Below are 25,739 nucleotides of genomic sequence, written 5' to 3' on the forward strand. Positions count from 1 at the left end.
GAGCTCGCACGAAAGGGCCGACCCCACAAGGCTTGCGGGGTCGGCCTTTTCGGTCTCCGTGGCTACGGACGCATCTCGTAGGCGCCGTCATAGGAGGCCACCTCGGCCCACACCCGGTCGAAGCGCGCCCGATCGGCCACCGGCGGACGCAGCGCCGAGGCCGCCCATGCCTGCTGGTCGGGGCTGGCCGACGGCTTGCCGTAGAGCGTGGTCGCGTAGGTGTTGAAGTCACGGACCTGGAAGTCGAAGATCTGGTCGATCAGATCCCGATCGAGGCCGGTGATCGCCGCCTGCTCCAGGATCAGCTGGCCGTACACCACCAGCGAGAACAGGTGACCGATGGTCAGCATGAAGTCGAGATCCTTCTGCTGGTCCGCATCGGGGGCCGCGGTGCTCAGCAGCGTGCGCAGCGCCTGCGCCTGCTCATAGAAGCGACCGACGTTCGGGATATCCGAGTGCTGCTCGTACACCGGGGTCCAATCGGCGAACTGCACCTTGCCCGCGCCCCGGGCGGGGCCCTGCTGCCAGAAGAACTCGTCGTCGGCCGCGTCGAGGCGGGTGCCGATCGCCGGGTATTCCTTGGGGTTGAACAGGTAGTTCGGCATGAACTTCAGGATCTGCCCCACGTTGACGTGCACCGTGCCCTCGAGCCGGGGCAGCGTGTTGATCAGGCGCGCCACCTCGGCGAAGTAGGTGTTCTTCTCGAATCCCTTGGCCGCCAGCACATCCAGCAGCAAGGTCATCACCGTCTCGCCCTCCGAGGTCACCTTCGACTTCGTCATCGGGTTGAACAGCAGGTAGCGGCGATCCTCGAGGCTCGCGCTGCGGAAGTAGTCGACGGCGCGATCGCTGAACTGCTTCATCGCGACGATCCTGGCGTAGGCGTCGACGAAATTGCTGCGCACGTGCGGGAAGTCGGTGACCGGGTTGCCGTAGAGGATGCGGTTGTTCGCGTGCGTGATCGCCTCGTAGAACGAGTGCTCGACCATGCCGATGCCGCCGTGGCACAGGTTGAACTTGCCCACGTTGACGGTGTTCAGCGCGGCGGAGAAGGCCTCGGGACCGGTGTGCAGGATGTCCTCGGCCCGCACCGGGTAGTTCTCCAGCCGGAAGGTGCTGACGTACATCTGCTGGTGCACGACATTGCCGAGCAGGTGGTAGTTCTCGTGCCTGCTGTCCGCGGCGAACCAGACGTAGCCGTCGGCGCCCTCGACATCGGCGCGGCGGGAGAACACCGAAACCATGCTCGCCACATTGCCGTTGCCGATGTAGTACTTCTCGCCGTTGGCGCGGAACAGGATGCCCGCCTGTTCGTCCGCGCTGCCCGGCTCGCTCGGGGTCAGCACCAGGTCGGTGTTGTAGATGTCGGCGCCGTGCTCACGCTCGGACAGTCCGAACGCCATCACCTGTCCCGCGGCCAGGTCGGCGGCCGCGCGCTGCTTGGCTTCCTTGTTCTCGCTCTGCCAGATCGGGCCGAGGCCAAGGATGGTCACCTGCTCGGCGTACCAGTAGGCAAGTCCGTAGAAGCCGAAGATCTCCGACAGCGCCGCATTGCGCGCGGCGTCCCAGCGCCGGTTCTCGTCGCCGTCGGCGAACGCCGCGGGGGTCAGGAAGGTCGCGAACAGCTTCTCCTTCGCGACGAACTCGAGGAACTCGGCGGTCCAGACCGCGTCCGCGTCGTCGGCCAGCAGCTGCCGCTTGCCCCGCGACTCGAACCACTCGATGGTGGCGCGCAGCAGGCGCCGGGTCTCGGCGTCGAAGTGCTGCGGGTCGTAGGTCGCGGGGTTGAACAACAGCGGATCGGTGCTCGTCATGCCGTTAACTTACCAGCGGGTAACAGCAGTCCGAAGCCACTCCACCCCACGTCACACTGCAAATCCAGGCTACGGTCGCGTAGGTCGCGCCGAGGCGCCCGGCCGCAGACGCGCGACGGCCCCGATGGCGATCCATCGGGGCCGTCGCGAACGCCGGAATCAGCCGCGCACCCTGGCGACCACCGCCTCGACCGCGGCATCCGCCGGGAGTTCGCTCGCCTCGCCGGTGAAGCGGTCGCGCAGCTCCACCTTGCCCTCGGCCCAGCCCCGGCCGATGACGAGAACCAAAGGCATGCCGAGCAATTCGGCGTCCTTGAACTTGACGCCGGGCGAGGCCGTGCGGTCGTCGAAGAGCACGTCCAAGCCCTTGGCGTGCAACCCGGCGACGACCTGCTCGGCGCCCGCGCGGGCCGCCTCGTCCTTGTTCGCGATGACCACGTGCACGTCGTACGGCGCGATCTCGGCGGGCCAGCGCAGGCCCTTCTCGTCGTGCTGCTGCTCGGCGATCACCGCGACCATGCGCGAGACACCGACGCCGTAGGAGCCCATGGTGAGCCGGACCGGCTTGCCGTTCTCGCCGAGCACGTCGACATCGAAGGCGTTGGTGTATTTCTGGCCGAGCTGGAAGATGTGCCCGATCTCGATGCCGCGCGAGGCCACCAACACGCCACGACCGTCCGGCGAGGGATCACCGTCGCGAACCTCGGCGGCCTCGATGGTGCCGTCCGGGATGAAGTCGCGGCCCGCCACCAAGCCGACCACGTGCTTGCCCGGCGCGTCCGCGCCGGTGATCCACACGGTGCCGGTGCCGACCCTGGGATCGACGAGGTAGCGAACACCGTTGGCCTGCAATGCCTTCGGGCCGATGTAGCCCTTCACCAGGAACGGGTTGGCCGCGAAATCGGCCTCGGTGAGCAATTCGACCTCGGCCGGCTCCACCGAGGCGCCGAGCCGCTTGTCGTCGACCTCGCGATCGCCCGGCACGCCGATGCCGACGATCTCGGACTTGCCGTCGGGGTGGCGCAGCTTCACCATCACGTTCTTGAGCGTGTCCGCCGCGGTGACAGGGCGGCCGAATTGTTCGGCGATGCCCGCGCCGTTGGCCCAGTCGACCAGCGTCGCGATCGTCGGCGCGTCCGGGGTGTCGTGCACGACCGCCTCGGCCAGGCCCTCGATCGGCAGCGGCGCGGGCGCGGGGGTGACCACGGCCTCCACGTTGGCCGCGTAACCCGACTCGACACAGCGCACGTAGGTGTCCTCACCGACCGGGCTGTCGGCCAAGAACTCCTCCGACGCACTGCCGCCCATCGCGCCGGAGGTGGCGGCCACGATGACATACTTCACGCTCAACCGATCGAAGATCCGCTGATAGGCCTCGCGGTGCGCGGCGTAGCTGGCCTTCAGACCGTCCTCGTCCAGGTCGAACGAGTACGAGTCCTTCATGATGAACTCGCGGCCACGCAGGATGCCGGCGCGCGGACGCTCCTCGTCGCGGTATTTGGTCTGGATCTGGTACAGGGTGACCGGCAGGTCCTTGTACGAGTTGTATTCGCCCTTCACGGTGAGCGCGAACAGTTCCTCGTGCGTCGGGCCGAGCAGGTAGTCCGCGCCCTTGCGGTCCTTGAGCCGGAACAGGCCGTCGCCGTATTCGGTCCACCGGTTGGTGGTCTCGTACGGGTCGCGCGGCAGCAGCGCTGGCAGCGAGATCTCCTGCGCGCCGATCGCGTCCATCTCCTGGCGCACCACGTCCTCGACCTTGCGCAGCACCCGCAGCCCCAGCGGCAACCACGAGTACACGCCCGGCGCGATGCGCCGCACGTAACCGGCGCGAACGAGAAGTTTGTGGCTGGGCACCTCGGCGTCGGCGGGATCGTCACGCAGGGTACGCAGGAATAAGCGGGAGAGGCGGGTGATCACGGATGCACAGGGTAGTCGCTGCTCGCGCGATGCTCGCAACGCATTACCGTATTCGTTCGTGCTGGTGCTGCTGCCTCCCTCCGAAACCAAGTCCGACGGCGGTGCCGACGCGCCGCTTGCCCTGGACGCACTGTCGATGCCGCAGCTCAACGCGGTGCGCGACCAGTTGATCGACGAGCTCACCAAGCTCGCCACCGACCCGGACGCCAGCCGCGCGGTGCTCGGCCTCGGCAAGGGGGCCGACGCCGAGATCGCCCGCAACGCCGCCCTGCGCACCGCCCCCACCCGGCCCGCGCTCGAGCGCTACACCGGCGTGCTCTACGACGCGCTCGACGCCCGCTCGTTCACCAAGGCGCAGCGCGCCAAGGCTTATGCGCGTCTCGGCATCGGGTCCGCGTTGTTCGGCGCGGTGCGCGCGAGCGACCCGATCCCGGCCTACCGGCTCTCCGGTGGCGCCAAACTGCCCGGCCTGCCCACGCTTTCGGCCATCTGGCGCGATTCGCTGACCGAGGCGCTGCTCGCCGAAGCCGCGGGCGATCTGGTGGTCGACCTGCGCTCGGGTACCTACCAGCAACTCGGACGCGTCCCCGGCGCGGTCACCGCCAACGTGCTCACCGAACATCCCGACGGCTCCCGCACGGTGGTGAGCCACTTCAACAAACACCACAAAGGCCTGCTCGCCCGCGCCCTCGTCGGCACCCGCGCCGAGCCCACCGACATCCGCGCCCTCGCCAAGGTGGCCACCAAAGCCGGCCTCAAAACCGAAATAGCCTCCCCCACAGAACTACTGATCCTCACCTGACCCCGAATCGGCGATCACCGCAGCCAACTCCCGATCCAGATCCAGGCAGAGGCAACCGTGTCGATCTCAGACTCTCGCTCCAGCATGAGTATTCGCCGCCGAACACCGACGGTACGAGGAAGGGACACGCACGCGACGAGACGCCGGTTCGACTCCGGCCTTCCCCGCCATGGGGAAGAGGTCCAAAGGCACGACACGCCGTGAATCTCAGCCCCATCCCTACCCCGCACCGGGGTGGGCGAATTAGGCGGCACCAGGGAACCCGGGGGCGGGCCAAGCTCCCGGCTTCCGCGCTGTCAGCGGCGTGCGGCGGCGTGCGGCGGCGAGCAGTGTGCGAATCTTCGTGCCGTCGGCGGGCTCAGGGCCGTTCTCCCAGAACGGCGGCTTCCCCGCGTAGGCCTCGGCATAGGCAGGCGTGTCGGGTTGGAAGCGCCAGCTCTCGCTCAGCGGACCGACATCGACGGTGTCGTAGCCGAGCGCGTCGATCAGTTGTGCCGCAGCGGCTTTCGCGCCGGTGTCGTTGCCCGCGATGGGCAGCGCGCTGCGATCGACGGTGCCCGCGGGGCGGGCGAGTGCCGCCAGATGCACGAAATAGATGTTGTTGAACGCCTTGACCACTTTCGAGGTCGGAAGGTGTTTCTGCAGCAGTTCGCTGCTGGTCACGCTGCCGTCCGCGAGCTCGGGGAAGGTCCCGTCGCGGTCCGGGTAGTAGTTGTTGGTGTCGATGACGACCTTGCCCGCCAAGGGCGCGACCGGCACCTGCTGGTAGTTGCGCAGTGGCACGGTCACCACCACGATGTCCCCCGCCGCGGCCGCCGCGTCGGCGGTCGCCGCTCGGGCCCGTGGGCCGAGCTCCGCGACAAGATCGGTCAGGGTCTCGGGGCCACGCGAGTTGCTGAGCACCACGTCGAGTCCTGCGGCGATGGCCAAGCGCGCCAGGGTGGCGCCGATATTTCCGCTGCCGATCAATCCTAGAGTGGTCATACGGCGTACAACCACGCGCGGACCTGCGATGTTCCCGGCGCGAGCCGCTGATCGAGGCGGGTGTGAGCCACGCCATGGACACGGTTGATCGCGCCCGCCAAGCGCCCGAGCCTGCTCAGCGCGCGTGCGCCGTCAGATCCCGGATCAGCAGCGCCGCGTGCAACGACGTGCGCGATTCCCCATCCGCCAGATCGACGGCGAGGATGCGTTCGATCCGGGCCAGCCGCTCGTACAGCGCGGGTCTGCTGATGTTGAGCCGGCGCGCGAGTTCGGTCTTGTTGCCCGCCAGCTCGAGGAACTGGCGCAGCGTGCGGGTCAGCTGCGCGCCGTGGCGAATGTCGTAGCGCAGCAACGCACTCAGCTCGGTTTCGGCGAACCGCTGCACCCCGGGTTCGTTGCGGATCAGCGAGAGCAGCCCGCGCAGGCGCACGTCACCGCTGCGATAGAACGGCCGCGGCGCCGCCGTCTCGAGCGAGAGCGCCACCTGCGCGACGTGCGCCGCGTGCGGCAGCTCGTGGGCGGTGTCGAGCAGCGAATCCGCTTCGGCGCCAACGCCGATCACGACCCGTTCGACCCCGTCGACCCGGCGCACTTCCCCCGCGATCGTCGCGCAGGCCGCGCTCAGGTGATCGTCGAGCGCGCCGGTGCGCGGCAGGGCCAGGATCATCCCGACCCGGTCGCCCTGGTCGGCGGCGGCGAGCGCGGTCACCTTGGCCAGGCCCAGCCCGTGCGTCACGGCGTCGAGAATGCCCGCGGCGCGGCGCTGACGGGCGACCGGATCGGTCTCGGCGACGGCGGCGACATCGATGGCCAGCGGCACGTAGGCGGCGCGGCGGGCCAGACCGAGCGCGGCCGCCCTGGCCACCGCGTCGCGCTCGTCCACCACCCGGCCGTTGACCATGTCGTCGATGAGGCCGGTCTGGGCCTGACGGTGCAGGCCGAAGCGGTCCTTCTCGATCATCCGGTGCAGGGTGAGCGTCTGGGCCGCCCGTTCCAGCACCATCGTGGCGCGCGCGGTCGGCACCGCGCCGTCGCGCAGGATCAACCGCCCCCAGCGCTGGGTGTGCGGGCCGACGGCCACCGCGTTACCGCCGTCGGGCAGCAGCCGCGAGGTGTGCTCCCAGTCCTCGAGCAGCGTCGATGTGCTCGCGTGCTTGGCGGTGAACGCGAGCACCCGGTGCGCGAGATCCTCCAGCACCACCGACGAATCCAGCAGGTCCGCAGCCGTTTTCACGATCTCGGCGAGGGAGGCGCGGCGCACGCTGAGATCGGTGAAGGTCTCGTGCACGCTGCGCGCGAACTCCACCTCGGCATACTGATCGGCCACGATGACCCGGTGCACCGCCTCGGTGATCTCCACGAATCGGGTCACCCGGTGCAGCGCGATCACCGGCAACCCGAGTTCGTCGGCGGTGCGCGCGACGGTCGGCGGCAATCGCGGCACGTACGCGCCGAGCTCGACCACCAGCCCGGATACCCCCGCGGCGGCGAGCGCGCTCAGGTAGTCGGCGGTCGCGGCGTCGCCGTGACTCATCGGCTGCCCGGTGGTCAGGATCAGCTCCCCGCCCGCCAGCAGCTGCGCCACCTCCGCGACCTCGCTGACATGCACCCAGCGCACCGGTCGTTCCAGCGAGCCGCCGCCGACGACCTCGGGCTCCCCGGCCCGCACCACCGGCATGGCCAGCACATCGGACACGGAGGGAAGCACCGACGAATCGTAATATGAAGGACCGAATCGCGTACAGATCGTCGGGCGATATCGCAGGGTTGATGCCGGAGAGTAGTAGCAGGGAGGCGTCCATCCGCCGCCGCACCGCGACGCTCACGGATCGAAACGAGGAAATATGCAGACAATCGCGCACTGGCTCGACGGCAAGGCCTTCGCTGGCACCAGCGAGGCGACGGCGGCGGTGACCAATCCGGCGACGGGCGTGGTGACCGGACAGGTGGCGCTGGCGAACGTGGCCGACACCCGCGCGGCGATCGACTCGGCCGCCGACGCGTTCCCAGCCTGGCGCGACACCTCGCTGGCGCGCCGCACCCAGATCCTGTTCCGCTTCCGTGAGCTGCTCAACAGCCGCAAAGCCGAACTGGCGCAGCTGATCACCGCCGAGCACGGCAAGGTGCTCGCCGACGCCATGGGCGAGGTGAGCCGCGGCCTCGAGGTCGTCGAATTCGCCTGTGGCGTCCCGCATCTGCTGAAGGGCGGCTACACCGAGAACGCCTCGACGAAGGTGGACATCTTCTCCATCCGCCAGCCGCTCGGCCCGGTCGCGGTGATCTCGCCGTTCAATTTCCCGGCGATGGTGCCGATGTGGTTCTTCCCGCTGGCCATCGCCGCGGGCAACACCGTGGTGCTCAAGCCGAGCGAGAAGGATCCGTCGTCCTCGCTGTGGATGGCCGAGCTGTGGGCCGAAGCCGGTTTGCCCGCAGGCGTTTTCAACGTCGTGCAGGGCGACAAGGTCGCGGTGGACGAGCTGCTCGACCACCCGAAGATCAAGGCCGTCTCGTTCGTCGGCTCGACCCCGATCGCGCAGTACGTGTATCAGCGTGGCACCGCGGCGGGCAAGCGGGTGCAGGCGCTCGGCGGGGCGAAGAACCACATGGTGGTGCTGCCCGACGCCGACCTCGACCTGGCGGCCGACGCGGCAGTGAACGCCGGATTCGGTTCCGCCGGTGAGCGTTGCATGGCGATCAGCGTGGTCGTCGCGGTGGGCGGCACCGCCGATGCGCTGGTCGCGAAGATCACCGAGCGCGCCACCACCATCAAGACCGGCGACGGCACCCGCGAGACCGATATGGGCCCGCTGGTCACCAAGGCACACCGCGATCGCGTCGCCGACTACATCGCGGCGGGCGAATCCGCGGGCGCCCGAGTCGTACTCGACGGTCGCGGCATCGCGGCCGACGGCGAAGCGGACGGATTCTGGCTCGGCCCGACGATTCTCGACCACGTCGGCACCGAGATGAGCGTCTACACCGACGAGATCTTCGGCCCGGTCCTGTCGGTGGTGCGGGTGGACAGCTACGACGACGCGCTCGCCCTGATCAACGCCAACCCGTACGGCAACGGCACGGCCATCTTCACCAACGACGGCGGCGCGGCCCGGCGCTTCCACAACGAGGTCGAGGTGGGCATGGTCGGCATCAACGTGCCGATCCCGGTGCCCATGTCCTACTACAGCTTCGGCGGCTGGAAGAACTCGCTGTTCGGTGACTCGCACGCGCACGGCACCGAGGGCGTGCACTTCTTCACCAGGGCCAAGGCGGTCACCACCCGCTGGCTGGATCCGAGCCACGGCGGGCTCAACCTCGGTTTCCCCGAGAACAAGTAGTCCGGAGCCGGGCAGCAGGTAGCCGTACGCACAAGTGACGCAGGAGAACTCGACGATGACCCTCCCGAACGGATTGACCACAGCGGCCGCCCGTGCGGCGGCGGCGCGGGCCTACGAGCTCGATCGTCGCCACGTCTTCCACTCCTGGTCCGCCCAGGCGCACCTGGATCCGATGACCATCAGCGCCACCCAGGGCTGTTATGTCTGGGACGGCGCGGGCAATCGGCTGCTCGACTTCTCCTCCCAGCTGGTGAACACCAATATCGGACACCAGCATCCGAAGGTCGTCGCGGCGGTGCAGCAGCAGGCGGCCAAGCTGTGCACCGTCGCTCCGCAGCACGTCAACGACGCGCGCTCGGAGGCGGCCCGGTTGATCGCCGAGCGCACGCCCGGTGAGCTGAACAAGGTCTTCTTCACCAACGGCGGCGCCGAGGCGGTCGAGCACGCGGTGCGGATGGCCCGGCTGCACACCGGCCGCTACAAGGTGCTCACCCGCTACCGCTCGTATCACGGCGGCACGGAGACCGCGATCAACCTGACCGGCGATCCGCGGCGCTGGCCCAACGATCACGGCAACAGCGGGGTCGTGCACTTCTTCGGTCCGTTCCTCTATCGCACGCAGTTCCATTCGAGCGATGAAACCGAGGAAACCGCACGGGCTTTGGCGCATCTGGAACAGACCATAGTGTTCGAGGGCCCGAGCACCATCGCGGCGATCGTGCTCGAATCCATCCCGGGCACAGCGGGAATCATGATCCCGCCGCCCGGGTACCTGGCCGGGGTGCGCGAGCTGTGCGACCGGTACGGCATCGTCTTCATCGCCGACGAGGTGATGTCGGGCTTCGGCCGGACCGGGAAGTGGTTCGCGATAGAGCATTTCGACGGCGTGGTGCCCGACCTGCTGACCTTCGCCAAGGGCGTCAATTCCGGATACGTGCCGCTGGGCGGTGTCGCGATCAGCCCGGCGATCGCCGCGTCCTTCGACGAGCGCCCCTACCCCGGCGGGCTGACCTACTCGGGCCATCCGCTGGCGACCGCGGCCGCCGTCGCGACCATCACCGCGATGGCCGAGGAGGGCATCGTCGAGCACGCCGCCGACATCGGTGCGCGGGTGCTCGGTCCCGGCCTGCGCGAGCTCGCCGAACGGCATCCCAGCATCGGCGACGTGCGCGGCGCCGGGGTGTTCTGGGCGCTCGAACTGGTCCGGGACCGGACGACCCGGGAACCGCTGGCCCCCTACGGCGGGACCAGCGCGGCGATGACCGAGGTGGTCGCCGCCTGCCGCGCGGCCGGGCTGCTGATGTTCGTGAACTTCAACCGCCTGCACGTGGTCCCGCCGTGCATCGTCAGCGAGGCCGAGGCCAAGGAGGGGCTGGCCATCCTCGACAACGCGCTGACCGTCGCCGACCGGCACGCGCAGAGCTGAGCTGAGCACGCGGTCCGTGCCGCGCCCCACCCGCACGGTGGGGCGCGGCACGGAATGTCTCGCGGACGCGCCGTGTTTCAAACAGGCATGAGCGAAACGGGCGTGCTTTCCACGGAACTGAAGAAGCATCTTGACGAGTCGAAGGTGTTCGCCACCGCGGCCACGATCGGGCCGAACGGCCAACCGCACCTCACCGTCATCTGGCTCGAGCGCGACGGCGACGACCTGTTGTTCTCCACCACCACCGATCGCCAGCAGGGCAAGAACCTGGCCCGCGACCCGCGCGTCACCATCATGATCAATCCGCCGGAGCGTCCCTACGTCTACGCGGAGATCCGCGGCACCGCGACGCTCACCCCGGACCCGGACAAGACGCTGCCGGACACGTTGTCCGCCAAGTACACCGGGCAGAAGTACCTGGATTTCAACCCCGCCTCGGTGCATGACGGTCCGCGGGTCATCGTGCGCGTGACCCCGCGCAAGGTGGTCGGCCGCCTCTGAGCGCGACGCCCGGGCACTAGGACTGCTGGGCTTCTTCCTGCGCGTGCTGGGCCTGGGCGACCTGCGTCGCCGTGTAGCGGATGGCGAGCGCGATCAGCAGCGTCAGCAGCACACCGACGCCGCACAGGAAGAGCGCGAGGGTGTAACCGCTGCTCAGCGCGTCGAGCTGCACCGTGTTCATGGCGCTGGGTTTGACGGTGTTGCTGCCACCCAGCGCGAGGCTGCGCGAGACCACGACCGGGCCGAGAAAGCCGAGCGCCAGGGCGGGCCCGAACGCCAGCAGCATCTGTCCGACCGCGCTCAGCGGGCCGATCTCGGTGGGCTCGACGCCCACGATCAGGCACAGGGGCACGATGACCAGCACGATGCCCACGCCGGTGCCGATCACCAGGAACAGCACCAGCAGCGTGGGCAGATCGGCGGTGCGGTCCAGGGTCGAGCCGAACAGCAGGGCCAGCGCCGCCAGGCCGCCGCCCGCGCCGATCAGGACCCGCGGGGCCACCCGCATGACCAGCTTGGAGGTCACCGCACCGCCGGCGCCCATGCCGATGGTGAACGGGATGAAGATCAATCCGGCCTGTAAAGCGCTGTAGCCCAGTACGTTCTGCACGTACTGCGCGCCGAAGACGGAGATGCCGCCCATCACGCCGCTGGCCAGCAGCACCGCGAGGAAGGTCGCGACCCGGTCCTGGCTGCTGAACAACGACCACGGTAAGAGCGGATTGTCCACGTTGCGCTCGGTGACGACGAAGGTGACCAGCAGAACGCCGCCCGCCACCAGCGAGCCGATGATCGCCGGATGACCCCAGCCCAGCGCGGGGCCCTCCATGCCGCCGAACACCAGCGTGGCGACGCCGATCGTGGCCAGCACGGCCCCGCGCACGTCGAGGGACAGACGGTGGTGTTCGGTGTCGCGCAGACAGCGCAGCGCACCCACGAAGACCAGCAGGCCAATCGGCACATTGATCAGGAAGATGCCGCGCCACCAGACATCGGCGAGCGCACCGCCGACCACCAGACCACCGACCGAACCGACCCCGACCATGGCGCCGAAGATCGCGATCGCTTGATTGCGCGCCTTACCCGGCGCGAACGTGGTGGCGACCAGAGCCAAGGCGGTCGGTGAGGCGAACGCCGCGCCGACGCCCTGCAGGGCGCGCATGCCGATCAGCATGCCGCCGTTGATCGCCAGCCCGCACAGCAGCGAGGAGAAGGTGAACAGGCCGACGCCGAGCAGGAACATCTTCTTGCGGCCGAACGCGTCGCCGACCCGCCCGCCGAGCAGCATGAGGCCCGCGTAGGTGAGCGCGTAGGCGGTGATCACCCAGTTCGCGCTGGACGCCGACATCCCGAAATCCGCCTGCAACCGCGGGACCACCAGGATCATGACCGTGCCGTCGAGCACGCTCATCAGCTGCATCCCGCTGAGAACGAGAATCGCGAGCCCGAACGCCCGCTCTTTCACTGGATACTGCATCGGCGCAGCGGGATTCTCGAGCACAGAGAGCCACTGTAGACGACCTGGGCCACCGTGCCGCCCCGGCCGATCAGTCGGCGACCGGCACCGAGAAGGCCGCGGTCGGGCCGATCACGACGATCGCGGGCGGACGGATGCCCTCGGCGCGCACCCGCTCGGCGACCGTGCCGAGGTCCGCGCGCAGCACCCGCTGCGTGCGCAGCGTGCCCTCCTGAATGACCGTGGCGGGACTGTCCGCGGGACGGCCGCCCTCGATCAGCGCGTTCGCGAACTGCTCGATCCGCTCCACCGCCATCATCAGCACCAGGGTGCCGCGCAGCCGGGCCAGCGCGGGCCAATCCACCAGGGAATCCGGATGATCCGGCGCGACGTGCCCGCTGACCACCACGAATTCGTGCGTCACCCCGCGATGGGTCACCGGGATGCCCGCCGCGGCGGGCACCGAGATCGGACTCGTGATGCCCGGCACCACGGTCACCGGAATGCCCGCCGCGACGCACGCCTCGAGTTCCTCGAATCCGCGGCCGAACACGTATGGGTCGCCGCCCTTGAGCCGCACCACGAACTTGCCCGCCTTGGCGCCGTCGATCAGCGCGGCGTTGATCGCGTCCTGCGCCATCGCCCGGCCGTACGGGATCTTCGCCGCGTCGATCACCTCGACATCGGGTCCGAGCTCGGCCAGCAGTTCCGGTGGCGCGAGCCGATCCGCGACCACCAGGTTCGCTCGGCCGAGCAGCCGCCGACCGCGCACCGTGATCAGATCCGGATCGCCGGGGCCGCCGCCGACCAGTGCCACGCCCGGGGTGATCGGCGTCGAATCATCGGTCACCACACCGGATTGCAGCGCCTCGAGCAGCGCGTTGCGCACCGCGGCGGAGCGCCGGTGCTGGCCGCCGGCCAGCACACCGAGGGTCATGCCGTCGTAGCGGGCGGTCGCCGGGGTGACCGCGGTGCCGAGCCTGGCGTTGTCGGCGCGCACACAGAAGATCCGCCGCCTAGTGGCCTCGGCGAGCACCGCCGCGTTGGTCTCCGGCTCGTCGGTGCAGGCGATCGCGTACCAGGCGCCGTCCAGATCGCCGTCGGCGTAGGCGCGCAACGTCACCGTGAGCTGACCGGAGGTGGCCATCCCCTCGACGGCCGGGGTGACCTCGCGGCTCACCACGTGCACGTCCGCGCCCGAGGCGATCAGCAGCCCGAGCCTGCGCTGGGCGACCGTGCCGCCGCCGACCACGACGACGCGGCGGCCGTCGAGATCGAGTCCGACCAGATAGTTCGGGTCGCCCTCGTGCGGCGCGGCTTGGGATACCGCCTGGTCATCGGTGGGGTCTGGCGTGTTCGGCACAGTTTTCGAGCCTACGGCCTGCCCGTGAACCGACGGCAATCGCCTCGCCGGGTCGGCGGTCGGTCCGCGTCGTGGCACTGCGTCGAGCCGATCGTCGCTCGCACCTCGGGTGGGCGAAGTGTCGGCCGATCGGCACCGACGTACGTACGAACCGTCCGTTGTCTGCCGCCCCGCGGCCGAGGAGTGTTCAGGCATGGCTTTGACCGAGGACCCGCCCCCGGCGTCGGAGTACGCCGACCGCGTCATCGCGGTGGAACCGGGCGGCAACGAATACATCCCCGACGCCGCCAGGCACGGCCGCCCGCGCGGACTGTTCTGGACCTGGATGTCGCCGAATCTGGAATTCGCCACCATCTTCATCGGCGTGCTCTCGGTCACCGCCTTCGGGATGAGCTTCTGGCAGGCGGGGCTGGCCCTCACCGTCGGCATCGGGCTCGCCGCCGCCGCGCACTATGTGCTCTCGGCGCGCGGTCCGGCACATGGTGTCCCGCAAATGGTGCTGGGGCGCGCGGCTTTCGGCTATCGCGGCAACGCGTTGCCCGCCGCGTTCATGTCGATCATGTGCGGGGTGGGCTGGTTCGCCACCAACAGCGTCAGCGGCGCGTTCGCGTTGAGCACGCTCACCGGCATGCCGAAGCTCACGGCGCTGGCGCTGATCGTGGTGGTGCAGACGGGTTTCGGCGCGTTCGGGCACAACCTGGTGCACGCCTTCGAACGCCTCGTCTTTCCGGTATTGGCCATCGTCTTCGTCGTGGTGACGATCGCGATCCTCGGCAAAGCCGATCTCGGCGCGGCCGCACCGGCGGGCGGGGTCGGCGGGATCGGCGGCTTCCTGCTGACCGTCGGCACCGCGTTCGGCTACGCGGGCGGCTGGAATCCCTACGCGGCGGACTACTCTCGCTATCTGCCGCGCACCGTGTCCCGTGCCGCCACCGGCGGCTACGCGGCGGCCGGGCTGTTCGTATCGTGCCTGTGGCTGTCGTTGCTCGGCGCGGCCTCGGCGACCATCGTCGGCACCGCGACGGGCAGCCCCACCGACGTATTCACCGCCAATCTGCCCGGGGCACTGGCGAATCTGGCGTTGCTCGCCATCGCCCTCGGCGCCGTCGCGGCCAACGCGCTGAACGTCTATTCCGGGGCAATGGCTTTCGTGACGATCGGCATCACCCTTCCGATGCGCACCCAGCGGGCGGTCGTCTCGCTCGGTTTCGGCGCCGTCGGCTTCCTCGTCGCGTGGTGGGCGCTGCCGGACGCGGCGGCGAGCTACGAGGCGTTCCTGTTGATCGTCGCGTACTGGATCGGCCCGTGGCTCGGCGTGATGTTCGTCGACCAGTACCTGCGCCGGGGCGCGTCCCTGGACAACGTCCTGTACAACCGCGCGTACTCGAATCATCCCGGGGTGGCGGCATTTCTGACCGGCTTGGCGGTGTCGGTGCTGCTGTTCTCCCATCAGGCGAAGTTCACCGGCTACCTCGTACGCGAGTTTCCGGCACTCGGCGATATCACCGTCTTCGTCGGCTTCCTCGTCGCCGGCGCGACCTACGCGGCACTGTCGCGGCGACACTGACCGTTCCCGCTCGAGCGCGGGAGCACCGAACGCGGGCGCGAGGTCCGGCCGGATGCCGCCGCGGTTCAGCTCATCGCCCGGCGGGGACGAGCAGGAGCCGATACCCGGGTCGGACCGGTGACGACAACGCGGCCAGATGGCACGCAGAACCGCGGGCCTTCGAGGCAGACCTAATCGCGCAGGCGGTGCGCGCACAGCGCGAGCAGCAGCGTGCCAGCCAAAGCGGGCGCGGCCGGGTCGTAGCCGAGCAGGTCGCGGATGCGTTCCAGGCGCTGATACAGCGACTGCCTGCCGATGTGCAGGGCCGCCGCGCACCGGGTCGCACTACCGCCGTGCCGCAGGTAGACCTCCAACGTGCGGGTCAGCTCGCTGTGATGCGTTGTGTCCCAGGCGATCAGCGGTGCGATGGTGGTGCCGATCAGCCGGTCGCGCTCGGCGACCGGCAGCGCCTCTACGACGAGTTCGGTGGCCAGCTCGCGACACGTCGAGAGCGGGCTGCCCGCGAGCCAGTCCCGGCGATACCGGGTGGCCAGGCGCAACGCCGAGCGCGTCGCCTCCAGCGAACCGGTCAGTGCCGCGGCGGTGAACTCGCACGGATCGCCCACCACCACGGTCACCCCCTCGACCGCGTTGGTGGCGAAGGCGTTTCGCAGCAGGCGCGCCGCCTCCCCCACCGGGTCCGGCACCGCCGGGTCCAGGGCAAGCACGCCGTAACCGGTCGCGTGCACCTCTGCCACGAGGGCGGTCCTACCGAGTTCCTTTGCCGCGGTATCGATCAGGCGGGTCGCGATGCGCGCGTCGGGCGCGTCGGCGGCCACCGGCACCAGCGCGCGCCCGCCCAGAACCGGAACACCGGCCGCGGTGGCGCGGACTTTCAGATCCGCCTGCCGAATCGTCTTGCCGTCCAGCAGGTCCGCGAGCAGCGTGCTCGCCGCGAGCTGCGGGCGACCGGTCGGTGAGCCGGAATGGGCGAGCGCCAGACCGAGACTCGGCGCGGACTGCGCCAGCACCGCACCGAGCGTGGCGTCGTCCAGCACCGAGCCGGGGCCGGCCGTGAGCGTCCCCCAGGTGTTCTCCTTGGCCCGGATCACCGCGGTCGCGGTCGCGGATTCCACCGCGGCCCAGGCCGATCGGTCGTCGTCCACGCCGTGCGCGGCGATCAACGCGCCGTTACCGCTGGTCACGATCAGGGCGCACCCTGTGGCCGCGCCCACGCGGGTCAGCAACTGCGCGAGCCCGTTACCCGCCGCGAGTTCCTCGGTGAGATCCCGCGCGAGCGCGTTGAGCAGCCGCAGCGAGCCCACCTCGCGCGAGACGATCTCGGTGTTCGCGGCCCGGCACAGCTCGATGAACGGCACCACCGCCCGCAGCGCGATCAGCGGCAGACTGTGGCGCGAGGCCTCCTCGACCATGTCGGGCGGCACGGCGTCGAAGGTGCGGCCGAGTTCGACGGCCACCCCCGCCACGGCGCGACCGGCGATCTCGCGCAGATAGTGCCGTCGCGTCCCCGCGTCCACCCCGGACAGGCCGAGCCCGGTGGTGAGCAACAGCTCGCCGCCCGACAGCAGCGGGCTGATCTCGTAGATCTCGCTCGAGTGCACCCAGCGCACCGGTCGCCGCAGAGCGCTGTGACCTGCGAGGACGAGCGGATTCGCCGGGGCGAACGGGCCGTCGAGCACGTCGCGCAGGGAGGGCAGCATACGGTCATCTTGTCATTGCGGCAGCCTTCTCGCCCGGACGATCTGTACGTTGCGGCGGGGCCGCTCGCCTTGGAGGCTGGAGGCCATGACGCACGCGACACCGGCACGACAACTGCTCGAGGTGGCCTACCAGGAGGCACTGCTCGGACGCGCCGAGGGCGGCATCCCGATCGGGGCGGCGCTGTTCGACGCGGACGGGACGCTGCTCGGTCGCGGCCACAACCGCCGCGTGCAATCCGGCGATCCCAGCATGCACGCCGAAACCGACGCCTTCCGGGCCGCGGGGCGCAGACGCGACTACGGCCCGACGATCATGGTGACCACACTGTCGCCGTGCTGGTACTGCAGCGGCCTGGTCCGCCAGTTCGGCATCGGCACGGTCATCATCGGCGAATCCCGCACCTTCCACGGCGGCCACGACTGGCTGGCCGAGCACGGCGTCGCGGTGACCGTGCTCGACGACGAGCGGTGCGTGGAGATGATGACCACGTTCATCGCCGACCATCCGGCGCTCTGGCACGAGGACATCGGCGTCGCCGACGAGGCGGCGGCGCAATGAGCGCCATCGCGTCGATCGACCTGGCGCGCTGGCGGGCCGGCGGCGCGGCGGCTGAGCAGGTGGAACGCGAGGTCGACGCGGGGTTGCGGCGCGCCGGGTTCCTGCTGGTGTACGGCCACGGCGTGCCGCAGGAGCTGGCCGCGGCGGTGCGGGCCGCCGCGCGGCGCTTCTTCGCCCTGCCGGACGCGGTGAAGCAGCGCTATGCCGTGACGGTCGGCGAGCGCGGCTGGATCGGGCCGGGCAAGGAGGCCAACGGGTACGCCGAAGGCACCCCGACACCACCCGATCTCAAGGAGACCTTCGCGGTCGGCGCGGACACCGCGACCGGCGATCCGCGCGTCGACGACGTCTGGTTCCTGCCCAACATCTGGCCCGACGAGGTGCGCGAGCTGCGGGAGTCGCTGACCGCCTACACCACGGCGGCGCACGCCCTCTCGGACGAGTTGCTGGCCCTTTGCGCGGCGGCATTGCGCCTGCCCGACAACCCTTTCCGCACGCTGGCCGCCCGGCCGACGTGGACCTGCAACATCAACCACTACCCACCGATGACGACGGTCGGCCGACCGCGACCCGGCCAGTTCCGCATCGGCCCGCACACCGACTTCGGCACGGTCACCGTGCTGGACCGCGAGCCCGGCGCGGGCGGGCTCCAGGTGTACACCGAGGCCGAGGGCTGGGCCGACGCACCCTATGACCCGGCCGCCCTGACGGTGAACATCGGTGACCTGCTTGCCTATTGGAGCGCCGACCGCTGGCCGTCGGGTCGCCATCGCGTGCTGCCGCCGCAGGAGCGAGCGCCCGAGGAAGACCTCGTGTCCCTCATCTACTTCTACGAACTCGATCACGACGCGGTGGTCACGCCGCTTGCCCCGCCGATCGGCCGCACCACCGGCTTGCCGCCGGTGGTCTCCGCCGAATTCCTGCGCACCAGACTGGATGCCATCACCCTCGGCTGACCCACCGCGGCCGCGGTCAGCTGAAGTGCGGCTGATCCTGGACCCACTTGAACGGAGTGCTGCGCAGTTTGAAGGAGTTCAGATCCACCTGCTCCAGCGACACCGTCACCGGATGGCCGTTGAACTCGCCCTCGAGTCGCAAGCGGTCCGGGGCGGTCTGGGTGAAGGTGAACGTACCGAGCCGGTCCGCGTTCGCCTCGGCGACCAGCCCAGGTGCGCTCGGCGCGGTGGTATCGGACACGGTGATGGTGTGCGCTGCCGGGTCGACCGCGCCGACCACGGGCACCAGCGTGCCGTCCATCTTCTGGTATGCCATGCCGGTCACGTCGAAAATCACCCGCTGCCACCGATTCTGGTCCGTCGTCAGAGGCGGGAGCGGCTGACCATCGCGGGTGAACTCCGCGACCGACCAGATGCCATACAACTCGGGTTTTGTTGCGCCCCCGCCGGTCTCGTTCCAGATGACCCGGGCCTGGTGCGTGATTCCGGCCAGCACCCACAGCCCCAACGCGACCTGCACCACCACCGCGATGGTGCGCGCTCGCTTGCCGCGCAACGGCTCCGGCTGCGTGGCGGGCGCCGACGGCCGTTGCAGCACAAGCACATCGGCCAGCCGACGCGCCTGCGGAGCCAGCAGCACGAACGAGATCAGCAGCAGGTGGCCGGACAGGATCTTCACCGGCACGTCGAAGGTCATGTTCAAGATGAACACCTGCGCCATGCTGATCAGGCTGATCAGCGCGCCCAGCGTCGCGGTCCGCGGCCAGAACAGCAGCAGGCCGCCGAGCACCTCCGCGCTGCCGAGCAGGATCTCATAGACCGGCGCGGAACCGACCTGCATCCACAGCACCGCGGCGGGCGTGAAGTCGCCGTACTGGGAGAGCAACGCCACCAGCGGCGGCTCCGGCATCTGCGTAGGAACGACCTTCGCCATCCCGTAGAACAGCATCTGGCCGCCCAGGCACAGCCGCAGGAAGAGCAGGAACCAGGCGTTGAGGCGCTGATAGTGCGGGCGGCGTCGATCGAGTACGGACCACACCACCGTGACCGCCATGGCCACGACCAGGACACAGAACACGAAGATCCAGATGATCCGCTGGTCACCACTGCCCGAACTCATGTCGAGCTCGGCGTCCATCCCGAACACGGTCCGGCCCGCCCAGTTCCAGATCGGGCTCAGCGGGTCCAGCAAGCCATTGATGGCCCGCTCCGGCAGCTTGTCCCAGAACAGCCCGCTGTAGACGAACAGGAACTGCGGGAAGATCACGCAGAACAACCCGAAGTAGGTGAAGCAGAACCGGAACGCTATGCGCGTCAACGGATTCCAGCTCCGACCGGCGGCCATGGCGGCACCGGTAACCTCCGTGCCTCCCCGCTCGATCGACTGTGTACTCGACGCGTTCACCGCTGACCCCTCCTCCGAAACTTGCACAGTGCACGAACGGTATCGAGCCACCCGATATGTAAGCCTCCAGGAAATCCCCGGTTTTTCTCTCGGTAGGAAGTCGTACGTGCCAGCCGCCGAAGTCGTACGTGCCAGCTACACCATGACCGGGCGACGGCAGGTCCGATGCGGCCGCGTGAAGGCCCGGCGCAGGCCGAGTACTCGCATGTCAAGGGCTGGTTCCGGCCAGTGAGCCGGTTCGTCCACCTCGATCGCTTTCCACCCGCGCGCCGACTGCAACGCGTTACTGTCGCGTATCGCGGCGCACCGCCGGCGATGTGGGCTGCGTTCAAGCGCGCGGCCGCGCTTCATGGTGTCAGGAGGACAACGATGGCCGATGATCCGGATCCCGCCGAGCGGCAGCAACTGACCGTCAGCGAACGCGATCTCGACGTGCTCGCCGAGGATCTCGCGCGCTGGCTGGATTCGAAAGTCGCCGCCGATCATCGGCCGCGCGTTTCCGGTTTGTCGCGACCGCAGGCGGGCGGCATGTCGAGCACGACCATCCTCTTCGACGCCGAATGGAGTGTGGACGGTCGGCACGAGCGTGGCTCATTCGTCGCGCGGATGGCGCCGGAGGCCGGGTCCTTTCCGGTATTCGAGACCTACGACCTGGTCACCCAATACCAGGTGATGTCCGGGGTGGCCGAGCACACGACCGTGCCCGTGCCCGGCCTGTGCTGGCTCGAGGAAGACGAAACCGCGCTCGGTGCACCGTTTTTCGTGATGAAGCGGGTCGACGGCCGGGTGCCGACGGACAACCCGCCGTATGTGTTCGTCGGCTGGTTGTTCGACGCCACCCCCGAACAGCGCGCAGAGCTCACCGCGAACACCGTCGAGGTGATCGCGAAGATCCATCAGATCCCGGACCCGGCACTGCGATTCCCAGCGCTGCGCGGCGCGGGCCAGTCGCTGCGCAGGCACTTCGAGGCCCAAAAAGCTTGGTACCGCTGGGCCTTGGCCGACGACGGCTACGAGATCCCGTTGCTCGAGCGCAGTTTCGACTGGCTCGAAGCGAACTGGCCGAGCGATCCCGGACCTGACGTGCTCAGCTGGGGCGACGCCCGGCCGGGCAACATCATCTTCGACGAGTTCCGGCCCGCCGCGGTTTTGGACTGGGAGATGGCCGCGCTGGGGCCGCGCGAACTCGACGTCGCGTGGGTGATCTTCATCCACCGGTTCTTCCAGGACATCGCCACCCGCTTCGCTCAGCCGGGCCTGCCGGACTTCCTGCGTCGAGCCAATGTGGTCGCGAAATACGAAGAGCTGACCGGATATACGGTGCGTGACCTGGATTGGCACCTCGTCTACGCCGCGCTGCGGCACGGCATCGTGATGGCCAGGGTAAAGCGCCGGATGATCCATTTCGGCGAGGACACCGACACTCCCGACCGGGACGACTATGTGATGCATCGGGCCTGCCTGGAACGGCTGCTCGATGGTACCTACGAATGGGATTGAGAGAGCACCATGGCAGTTCCCTTGGACGAATACCCGATCCACCAGATCGCGCTGTCACTGGCCCGGGTGGCGAGTTCGGACCGAAACTTCTACGACCGCAGCTACTTCAACGGCCACGACCGTGACGGCGGCAGCTTCTTCATCACCGGGTTCGGGGTATACCCGAACCTCGGCGTGACCGACGCCTACGCCTGCCTGCGCCGGGGCGACGTCCAGCGCGCGGTGCGCTTCTCCGACGCGCTCGAGGAACGCGGCCTGGAACAGCGGGTCGGCGGCTACCGGATCGAGGTGGTGCAACCGCTGCAACGGATCAGGGTGGTCTGCGAGCACGACGACCTGTCGTTCGACCTCACCTGGGAGGGCGCCTTCCCCACCGTGCAGGAGCAGCCGCACCTGATCCTGAGCGGCAACCGGCCGATCATCCAGGCCACCCGGTTCGCGCAGGTCGGTTCGTGGGCGGGCACGTTGCACGTCGACGGGCAGGACATCACCGTCGACCCCGCGGTGTGGACCGGCACCCGGGATCGATCCTGGGGCATCCGGCCGGTCGGCGAGTCCGAGCCGCCGGGGCGGGCTGCCGGCGAACCGTCCGGCGGTTTCTGGTGGTTGTACGTGCCGCTGCGGTTCGACGACTTCGCCGTGGTGATCATCGTGCAGGAGGAGCCGGACGGCACCCGCACGCTCAACGACGCGGTACGGATCTGGCCGGACGGGCGCGTCGAGCAGCTCGGCTGGCCCCGCATCGCCATCGACTACCGTTCCGGCACAAGGCATCCCCTCGGTGCCAGGCTCGAGCTGACCACGCCCGACGGCAAGCCGCTGGAGATCGAGGTGACCACCGGCACCAACGTGCCGCTGCACGTCGGCTGCGGCTACGGCGGCGACCCGGACTGGCTGCACGGGCAGTGGAAGGGCCGCGACTGGTCCCTGTCCAGCCGCTACGACCTGACCGACCCCGCCATCGTCGCCCGCGCCCCCTACGGCGTCATCGACCACGTCGCCCACGCCCGCTGCAACGGCGCCGAAGGCTGGGGCCTGTTCGAACACGCCAGCATGGGCCGCCACGACCCCACCGGCTTCCCCGACTGGCCCGCCGTCGCCCCCTAGGTGCGCAATCCACACCAGTTCTCGGGATCCACACCAACTCCGGGACTCTAGAACTGGTGTGGATCCCTGAAACTGGTGTGGATGTCAGCTTCGGCTATGGCGAGGACTAGGCCGGTGGTGGTGTGTTTCGGGAGGAGGAGGGGGAGGGGGGTGCCTGCGGCCAGGAGGGCTGCGGCTTCGGCGACGCTTGGGGTGCCGATCGCGGTGGCGGTGCGCGACGTAGGGTTCGGTACGGTTACTTTGGCGAGTTCTGTCGCCGTGAACGCGCGGATCGGCACGCCCAACTCGGCGGCCGCTGCTCGCACGCTGGCTTCTGCCGCTCGCCGATCCAGTGTTGCCAAGCAGTTGATCGTGTTCTCGCCCACTATCTCCCGCACCACCCGCACGATGAGGTCGGCGGGAGTGCCGGGACGTAGACCGAGGCCGACCACCAGTTCACTCATCGTTCTGGCACCCGATCACCGGCTCACCGCCCGTCCTGCGCCGCCGCGAGAACCCCGACGCACCCGCAGCGAGAAGGTCGGCCACCACAAGACCCGGCCGAGGACCGAACCCCAACCCACGCCACACACCACGACGAAACCTCACGCCCCGAGCAAGGCCGCAGGCCAACGCATTCCGTGTCACCGGCCGACATGGCACCTCACGCCCTCCGCTGCGGCTACGACGGAACAAGTCGCCGCCGTCACCGGCCGACGTGATTCCTCACGCATTGCACCACCACTGCGACCACGAGCCACCGCCATCACCGGCCGACATGAGAACTCGCACACTGCACCACCACTGCGACCACGAGCCACCGCCATCACCGGCCGACACGAGAACTCGCGTACTCCGCCGCGGCGGTGACGAAACGGGTTGTCGCTTCGGGGTTTCCGGCGGGGTGGGTGTGGAGGTAGGAGGCGTGGACCCGGTGGACGAGGGCGCCTTCCGTGGCGCGCGTCCCGTCACTGCCGCGCCAACCCCATGCGGGAGCGGCGGTGCCGGGGACGTGCAGGCGGGTGCGGTGGAATTCGTGGCCGCGTACTCGTTCACCCGCCCGCCAGAGTGTGGAATCGGCAAGTGCCACGGCGTCTCGGTAGCCGAGGGTCAGTCGCGGGCCGAATTCGGCGTCGGCGTCGAGCACGCCCGCCATGGGATGGCCGTCCAGGGAACGCGTGAGATACAGCAGGCCCGCGCATTCCGCGTGCACCGGCATTCCCTGCGCGGCCAGCGCGCCGACCGCAGCGAGCAGGCCAGTGTTCGCGGCCAGCTCCGCCGCGTGCTCCTCGGGAAACCCGCCCGGCAGCACCAAACCCGCTGTCCCCTCGGGCAATTCGTCCCGCAACGGATCGAACACCCGCACCTGCGCGCCCGCCGCGCGCAACAGTTCCCGATGCTCGGCGTACCCGAACGTGAACGCCGGCCCACCCGCCATCGCGATCACCGGCGCCCCGTCGGCACCGCGGCCCCCAACCGCACTGCCACCGGCCCCCGCCTGCGCGACAACCGCCTCTGACGCCCCATCGGCACGACCACCCCCAACCGCACTGCCACCAGCCCGCGCCCGCGCGACAACCACCTCTGACGCCCCATCGGCACCGCGGCCCCCGACCTCGCTGTCACCGGCCCCCGCCCGCGCGACAACCACCTCTGACGCCCCATCGGCACCGCGGCCCCCAACCGCACTACCACCAGCCCGCACCTGCGCGACAACCACCTCTGACGCCCCATCGGCACGACCACCCCCAACCGCACTGCCACCAGCCCCCGCCCGCGCGACAACCACCTCTGACGCCCCACCGGCACCGCGGCCCCCAACCGCACTGCCACCAGCCCGCACCTGCGCGACGACCACCTCTGGCGCCCACGCCGCGCCGGTGACGGTCGAGCGGGCCAGCGCCGCGATCGCGGGCAGGTCCAGGTGGGCGGCGACGAGGTCGGTCATGGCCGAGACCGCGGCGGTGGCGGCGGAGCCGTGTTCGACGGCCGGGATGAGGCCGAGATGCCGTGAGGGCACCTCCAATTCGGTCATCCGGGGCAGGCTGCCGAGGACCGGGAGGCCGACCCGGTCGCAGGCGGCGCGCAGCACCTGATCGTGCCGTTCGCTGCCGACGCGGTTCAGAATCACGCCGCCGAGCCGTATTCCGCTGTCGAAGGTAGCGAAGCCGTGCAGCAGCGCGGCGAGGCTCTGGCTGTGTCCCCGCGCGTCGACCACCAAAATCACCGGCGCACCGAGCAATCCGGCGACCTGCGCGGTGGACCCCTCGGCGACCGGGCCCGCATGGTGTTCGTCGATGCGACCGTCGAACAGCCCCATCACTCCCTCGACCACCGCGAGGTCACATCCCCGCGCCCCGTGCTGGTACAGCGGCACCACGCGTTCCGCACCGACCAGCACCGGATCGAGGTTGCGTCCGGGCCGCCCCGCCGCCAAGCCGTGGTACCCGGGATCGATGTAGTCGGGCCCCACCTTGAACGGCGCCACCTTGTGCCCCGCCCGCCCGAGCGCCCCGATCAACCCCGTCGCCACGGTCGTCTTCCCACTCCCCGACGCCGGCGCCGCGACCACCACCGCGGGCACACCCCCCATCACCGCCACCCCCGCGCGCGGCGGCCGAGGGGGAACTGACGGCGGCAAAGCCCGAGAGGGCTCCGCCACCAGTTCCCCCTCGACGCACTCACCACTCGATGCCGCGCTGGCCTTTACGGCCCGCGTCCATCGGGTGCTTGACCTTGGTCATCTCGGTGACCAGGTCCGCGGCCTCGAGCAGGGCCGGTGGCGCGTCGCGGCCGGTGATGACGACGTGCTGGTTGCCGGGGCGAGTGCGCAGCGTCTCGACGACCTCCGCGACGTCGACCCAGCCCCACTTGAGCGGGTAGGTGAATTCGTCGAGCACGTAGAAGCGGTGCTGTTCGTCGCGCAGCCTGCGGGCGATCTCCTGCCAGCCGGCCAGCGCGGCGGCGGCGTGGTCCTCGTCGGAGCCCTGCTTGCGCGTCCAGGACCAGCCTTCGCCCATCTTGTGCCATTCGACCGGACCGCCCGCGCCGGTCTGCTCGTGCAGGGTGCCGAGGGTGCGAAAGGCCGCCTCCTCCCCCACTTTCCACTTGGCGCTCTTCACGAATTGGAACACCGCGACATCGAAGCCCTGGTTCCAGGCGCGCAACGCCATGCCGAACGCCGCGGTCGACTTACCCTTGCCCGGCCCGGTGTGCACCGCGAGCACCGGCTGATTGCGCCGCTGCCGCGTGGTGAGCCCGTCGTCGGGCACGGTCTCCGGAACGCCTTTGGGCATCGAATCTCCTTGTCAGTTCACGACTCGTCGCTGAGCCGTCCAGCACACGTCCCCGCGACCTCGTCTCGGAAG

At 69.5% G+C, this 25,739-nt stretch carries 20 protein-coding genes; 9 read left to right on the forward strand and 11 right to left on the reverse strand.

The features are described from left to right. Positions 1-62 precede the first annotated feature (62 nt). Positions 63-1,814, reverse strand: coding sequence for an acyl-CoA dehydrogenase family protein (locus tag F5X71_RS25045; protein WP_167464228.1), 1,752 nt, complete (start codon positions 1,812-1,814; stop codon positions 63-65). A gap of 159 nt (positions 1,815-1,973) precedes the next feature. After that, a complete protein-coding gene (locus F5X71_RS25050; RefSeq protein ID WP_167464229.1) occupies positions 1,974-3,731 on the reverse strand; it encodes a proline--tRNA ligase in 1,758 nt (585 codons plus the stop codon). 58 nt (positions 3,732-3,789) lie between these two features. Between F5X71_RS25050 and yaaA the strand changes: the two genes are divergently transcribed. Then, positions 3,790-4,533 carry a peroxide stress protein YaaA gene (gene yaaA / locus F5X71_RS25055; protein ID WP_167464230.1) on the forward strand — a complete coding sequence of 248 codons (744 nt, stop codon included), beginning with the start codon at positions 3,790-3,792 and terminating at the stop codon, positions 4,531-4,533. Positions 4,534-4,776: 243 nt separating this feature from the next. Here the strand turns inward: yaaA and F5X71_RS25060 are convergent, their stop codons facing one another. Both F5X71_RS25060 and F5X71_RS25065 read right to left on the reverse strand, forming a co-directional pair. Then, positions 4,777-5,517: an NADPH-dependent F420 reductase gene (locus F5X71_RS25060; protein WP_167464231.1), complete on the reverse strand. Its 741-nt coding sequence runs from the start codon at positions 5,515-5,517 to the stop codon at positions 4,777-4,779. A 115-nt stretch (positions 5,518-5,632) separates the two neighbouring features. Beyond that, positions 5,633-7,225: a PucR family transcriptional regulator gene (locus tag F5X71_RS25065; RefSeq protein WP_167464232.1), complete on the reverse strand. Its 1,593-nt coding sequence runs from the start codon at positions 7,223-7,225 to the stop codon at positions 5,633-5,635. Between the two features lie 136 nt (positions 7,226-7,361). Here F5X71_RS25065 and F5X71_RS25070 point away from each other — a divergent pair, with 136 nt between their 5' ends. The 3 genes from F5X71_RS25070 (at position 7,362) to F5X71_RS25080 (ending at position 10,779) form a co-directional block, all read left to right on the forward strand. Continuing rightward, a complete protein-coding gene (locus tag F5X71_RS25070; RefSeq protein ID WP_167464233.1) occupies positions 7,362-8,852 on the forward strand; it encodes a CoA-acylating methylmalonate-semialdehyde dehydrogenase in 1,491 nt (496 codons plus the stop codon). 55 nt (positions 8,853-8,907) lie between these two features. Further along, positions 8,908-10,278, forward strand: a complete 1,371-nt coding sequence (locus F5X71_RS25075) for an aspartate aminotransferase family protein (RefSeq protein ID WP_238815457.1) — start codon at positions 8,908-8,910, stop codon at positions 10,276-10,278. 87 nt (positions 10,279-10,365) lie between these two features. Continuing rightward, positions 10,366-10,779 (forward strand): PPOX class F420-dependent oxidoreductase, encoded by a 414-nt coding sequence (locus tag F5X71_RS25080; RefSeq protein WP_167464235.1) that lies wholly within the window; start codon positions 10,366-10,368, stop codon positions 10,777-10,779. Positions 10,780-10,795: 16 nt separating this feature from the next. Here the strand turns inward: F5X71_RS25080 and F5X71_RS25085 are convergent, their stop codons facing one another. Together F5X71_RS25085 and cobA are read right to left on the reverse strand one after the other, a co-directional pair. After that, complete coding sequence (locus F5X71_RS25085) at positions 10,796-12,280, reverse strand: MFS transporter (protein WP_238815458.1); 1,485 nt, start codon at positions 12,278-12,280, stop codon at positions 10,796-10,798. A 46-nt stretch (positions 12,281-12,326) separates the two neighbouring features. Beyond that, positions 12,327-13,523 carry a uroporphyrinogen-III C-methyltransferase gene (gene cobA, locus F5X71_RS25090; RefSeq protein ID WP_167466717.1) on the reverse strand — a complete coding sequence of 399 codons (1,197 nt, stop codon included), beginning with the start codon at positions 13,521-13,523 and terminating at the stop codon, positions 12,327-12,329. Positions 13,524-13,791: 268 nt separating this feature from the next. Between cobA and F5X71_RS25095 the strand changes: the two genes are divergently transcribed. Then, positions 13,792-15,165, forward strand: a complete 1,374-nt coding sequence (locus F5X71_RS25095) for a purine-cytosine permease family protein (RefSeq protein ID WP_167464236.1) — start codon at positions 13,792-13,794, stop codon at positions 15,163-15,165. Positions 15,166-15,335: 170 nt separating this feature from the next. Here the strand turns inward: F5X71_RS25095 and F5X71_RS25100 are convergent, their stop codons facing one another. Then, the gene (locus F5X71_RS25100; protein WP_167464237.1) at positions 15,336-16,865 is read right to left on the reverse strand and encodes a PucR family transcriptional regulator; all 1,530 of its coding nucleotides are present in this window, start codon (positions 16,863-16,865) and stop codon (positions 15,336-15,338) included. Positions 16,866-16,950: 85 nt separating this feature from the next. On the opposite strand from F5X71_RS25100, the gene F5X71_RS25105 reads away from it, so the two are divergent. Both F5X71_RS25105 and F5X71_RS25110 read left to right on the forward strand, forming a co-directional pair. Continuing rightward, complete coding sequence (locus tag F5X71_RS25105) at positions 16,951-17,424, forward strand: nucleoside deaminase (RefSeq protein ID WP_174817133.1); 474 nt, start codon at positions 16,951-16,953, stop codon at positions 17,422-17,424. After that, the gene (locus F5X71_RS25110; RefSeq protein ID WP_167464238.1) at positions 17,421-18,380 is read left to right on the forward strand and encodes an isopenicillin N synthase family dioxygenase; all 960 of its coding nucleotides are present in this window, start codon (positions 17,421-17,423) and stop codon (positions 18,378-18,380) included. Before F5X71_RS25105 ends, F5X71_RS25110 begins: the two co-directional genes overlap by 4 nt. 16 nt (positions 18,381-18,396) lie before the next feature. Here the strand turns inward: F5X71_RS25110 and F5X71_RS25115 are convergent, their stop codons facing one another. After that, positions 18,397-19,725: a DoxX family protein gene (locus F5X71_RS25115; protein ID WP_238815459.1), complete on the reverse strand. Its 1,329-nt coding sequence runs from the start codon at positions 19,723-19,725 to the stop codon at positions 18,397-18,399. Positions 19,726-20,154: 429 nt separating this feature from the next. Here F5X71_RS25115 and F5X71_RS25120 point away from each other — a divergent pair, with 429 nt between their 5' ends. Both F5X71_RS25120 and F5X71_RS25125 read left to right on the forward strand, forming a co-directional pair. Continuing rightward, complete coding sequence (locus F5X71_RS25120) at positions 20,155-21,285, forward strand: phosphotransferase family protein (RefSeq protein WP_167464240.1); 1,131 nt, start codon at positions 20,155-20,157, stop codon at positions 21,283-21,285. Positions 21,286-21,294: 9 nt separating this feature from the next. Beyond that, positions 21,295-22,392, forward strand: a complete 1,098-nt coding sequence (locus tag F5X71_RS25125) for a DUF7064 domain-containing protein (protein WP_167464241.1) — start codon at positions 21,295-21,297, stop codon at positions 22,390-22,392. Positions 22,393-22,439: 47 nt separating this feature from the next. Here F5X71_RS25125 and F5X71_RS25130 read toward each other — a convergent pair whose 3' ends face one another. From F5X71_RS25130 to cobO, 3 genes are all read right to left on the reverse strand, one after another. After that, positions 22,440-22,835: a cobalamin biosynthesis protein gene (locus tag F5X71_RS25130; RefSeq protein ID WP_167464242.1), complete on the reverse strand. Its 396-nt coding sequence runs from the start codon at positions 22,833-22,835 to the stop codon at positions 22,440-22,442. 362 nt (positions 22,836-23,197) lie between these two features. Beyond that, positions 23,198-24,964, reverse strand: a complete 1,767-nt coding sequence (locus tag F5X71_RS25135) for a cobyrinate a,c-diamide synthase (RefSeq protein ID WP_167464243.1) — start codon at positions 24,962-24,964, stop codon at positions 23,198-23,200. A gap of 88 nt (positions 24,965-25,052) precedes the next feature. Further along, positions 25,053-25,667, reverse strand: a complete 615-nt coding sequence (cobO, locus tag F5X71_RS25140; protein WP_167464244.1) for a cob(I)yrinic acid a,c-diamide adenosyltransferase — start codon at positions 25,665-25,667, stop codon at positions 25,053-25,055. Positions 25,668-25,739 lie beyond the last annotated feature (72 nt).

The sequence above is a fragment of the Nocardia brasiliensis genome (assembly GCF_011801125.1).
In the GTDB taxonomy this organism is placed as follows: domain Bacteria; phylum Actinomycetota; class Actinomycetes; order Mycobacteriales; family Mycobacteriaceae; genus Nocardia; species Nocardia brasiliensis_C.

What these genes read in the sequence shown, in the direction of transcription:
- F5X71_RS25045 (WP_167464228.1), bottom strand. Translation starts at nt 1,814, where the DNA reads ATGACGAGCACCGATCCGCTGTTGTTCAACCCCGCGACCTACGACCCG.
- F5X71_RS25060 (WP_167464231.1), bottom strand. Translation starts at nt 5,517, where the DNA reads ATGACCACTCTAGGATTGATCGGCAGCGGAAATATCGGCGCCACCCTG.
- F5X71_RS25070 (WP_167464233.1), top strand. Translation starts at nt 7,362, where the DNA reads ATGCAGACAATCGCGCACTGGCTCGACGGCAAGGCCTTCGCTGGCACC.
- F5X71_RS25075 (WP_238815457.1), top strand. Translation starts at nt 8,908, where the DNA reads ATGACCCTCCCGAACGGATTGACCACAGCGGCCGCCCGTGCGGCGGCG.
- F5X71_RS25080 (WP_167464235.1), top strand. Translation starts at nt 10,366, where the DNA reads ATGAGCGAAACGGGCGTGCTTTCCACGGAACTGAAGAAGCATCTTGAC.
- F5X71_RS25095 (WP_167464236.1), top strand. Translation starts at nt 13,792, where the DNA reads ATGGCTTTGACCGAGGACCCGCCCCCGGCGTCGGAGTACGCCGACCGC.
- F5X71_RS25100 (WP_167464237.1), bottom strand. Translation starts at nt 16,865, where the DNA reads ATGCTGCCCTCCCTGCGCGACGTGCTCGACGGCCCGTTCGCCCCGGCG.
- F5X71_RS25105 (WP_174817133.1), top strand. Translation starts at nt 16,951, where the DNA reads ATGACGCACGCGACACCGGCACGACAACTGCTCGAGGTGGCCTACCAG.
- F5X71_RS25110 (WP_167464238.1), top strand. Translation starts at nt 17,421, where the DNA reads ATGAGCGCCATCGCGTCGATCGACCTGGCGCGCTGGCGGGCCGGCGGC.
- F5X71_RS25115 (WP_238815459.1), bottom strand. Translation starts at nt 19,725, where the DNA reads ATGGCCGCCGGTCGGAGCTGGAATCCGTTGACGCGCATAGCGTTCCGG.
- F5X71_RS25120 (WP_167464240.1), top strand. Translation starts at nt 20,155, where the DNA reads ATGGCCGATGATCCGGATCCCGCCGAGCGGCAGCAACTGACCGTCAGC.
- F5X71_RS25125 (WP_167464241.1), top strand. Translation starts at nt 21,295, where the DNA reads ATGGCAGTTCCCTTGGACGAATACCCGATCCACCAGATCGCGCTGTCA.
- F5X71_RS25130 (WP_167464242.1), bottom strand. Translation starts at nt 22,835, where the DNA reads ATGAGTGAACTGGTGGTCGGCCTCGGTCTACGTCCCGGCACTCCCGCC.
- F5X71_RS25135 (WP_167464243.1), bottom strand. Translation starts at nt 24,964, where the DNA reads ATGGGGGGTGTGCCCGCGGTGGTGGTCGCGGCGCCGGCGTCGGGGAGT.
- cobO (WP_167464244.1), bottom strand. Translation starts at nt 25,667, where the DNA reads ATGCCCAAAGGCGTTCCGGAGACCGTGCCCGACGACGGGCTCACCACG.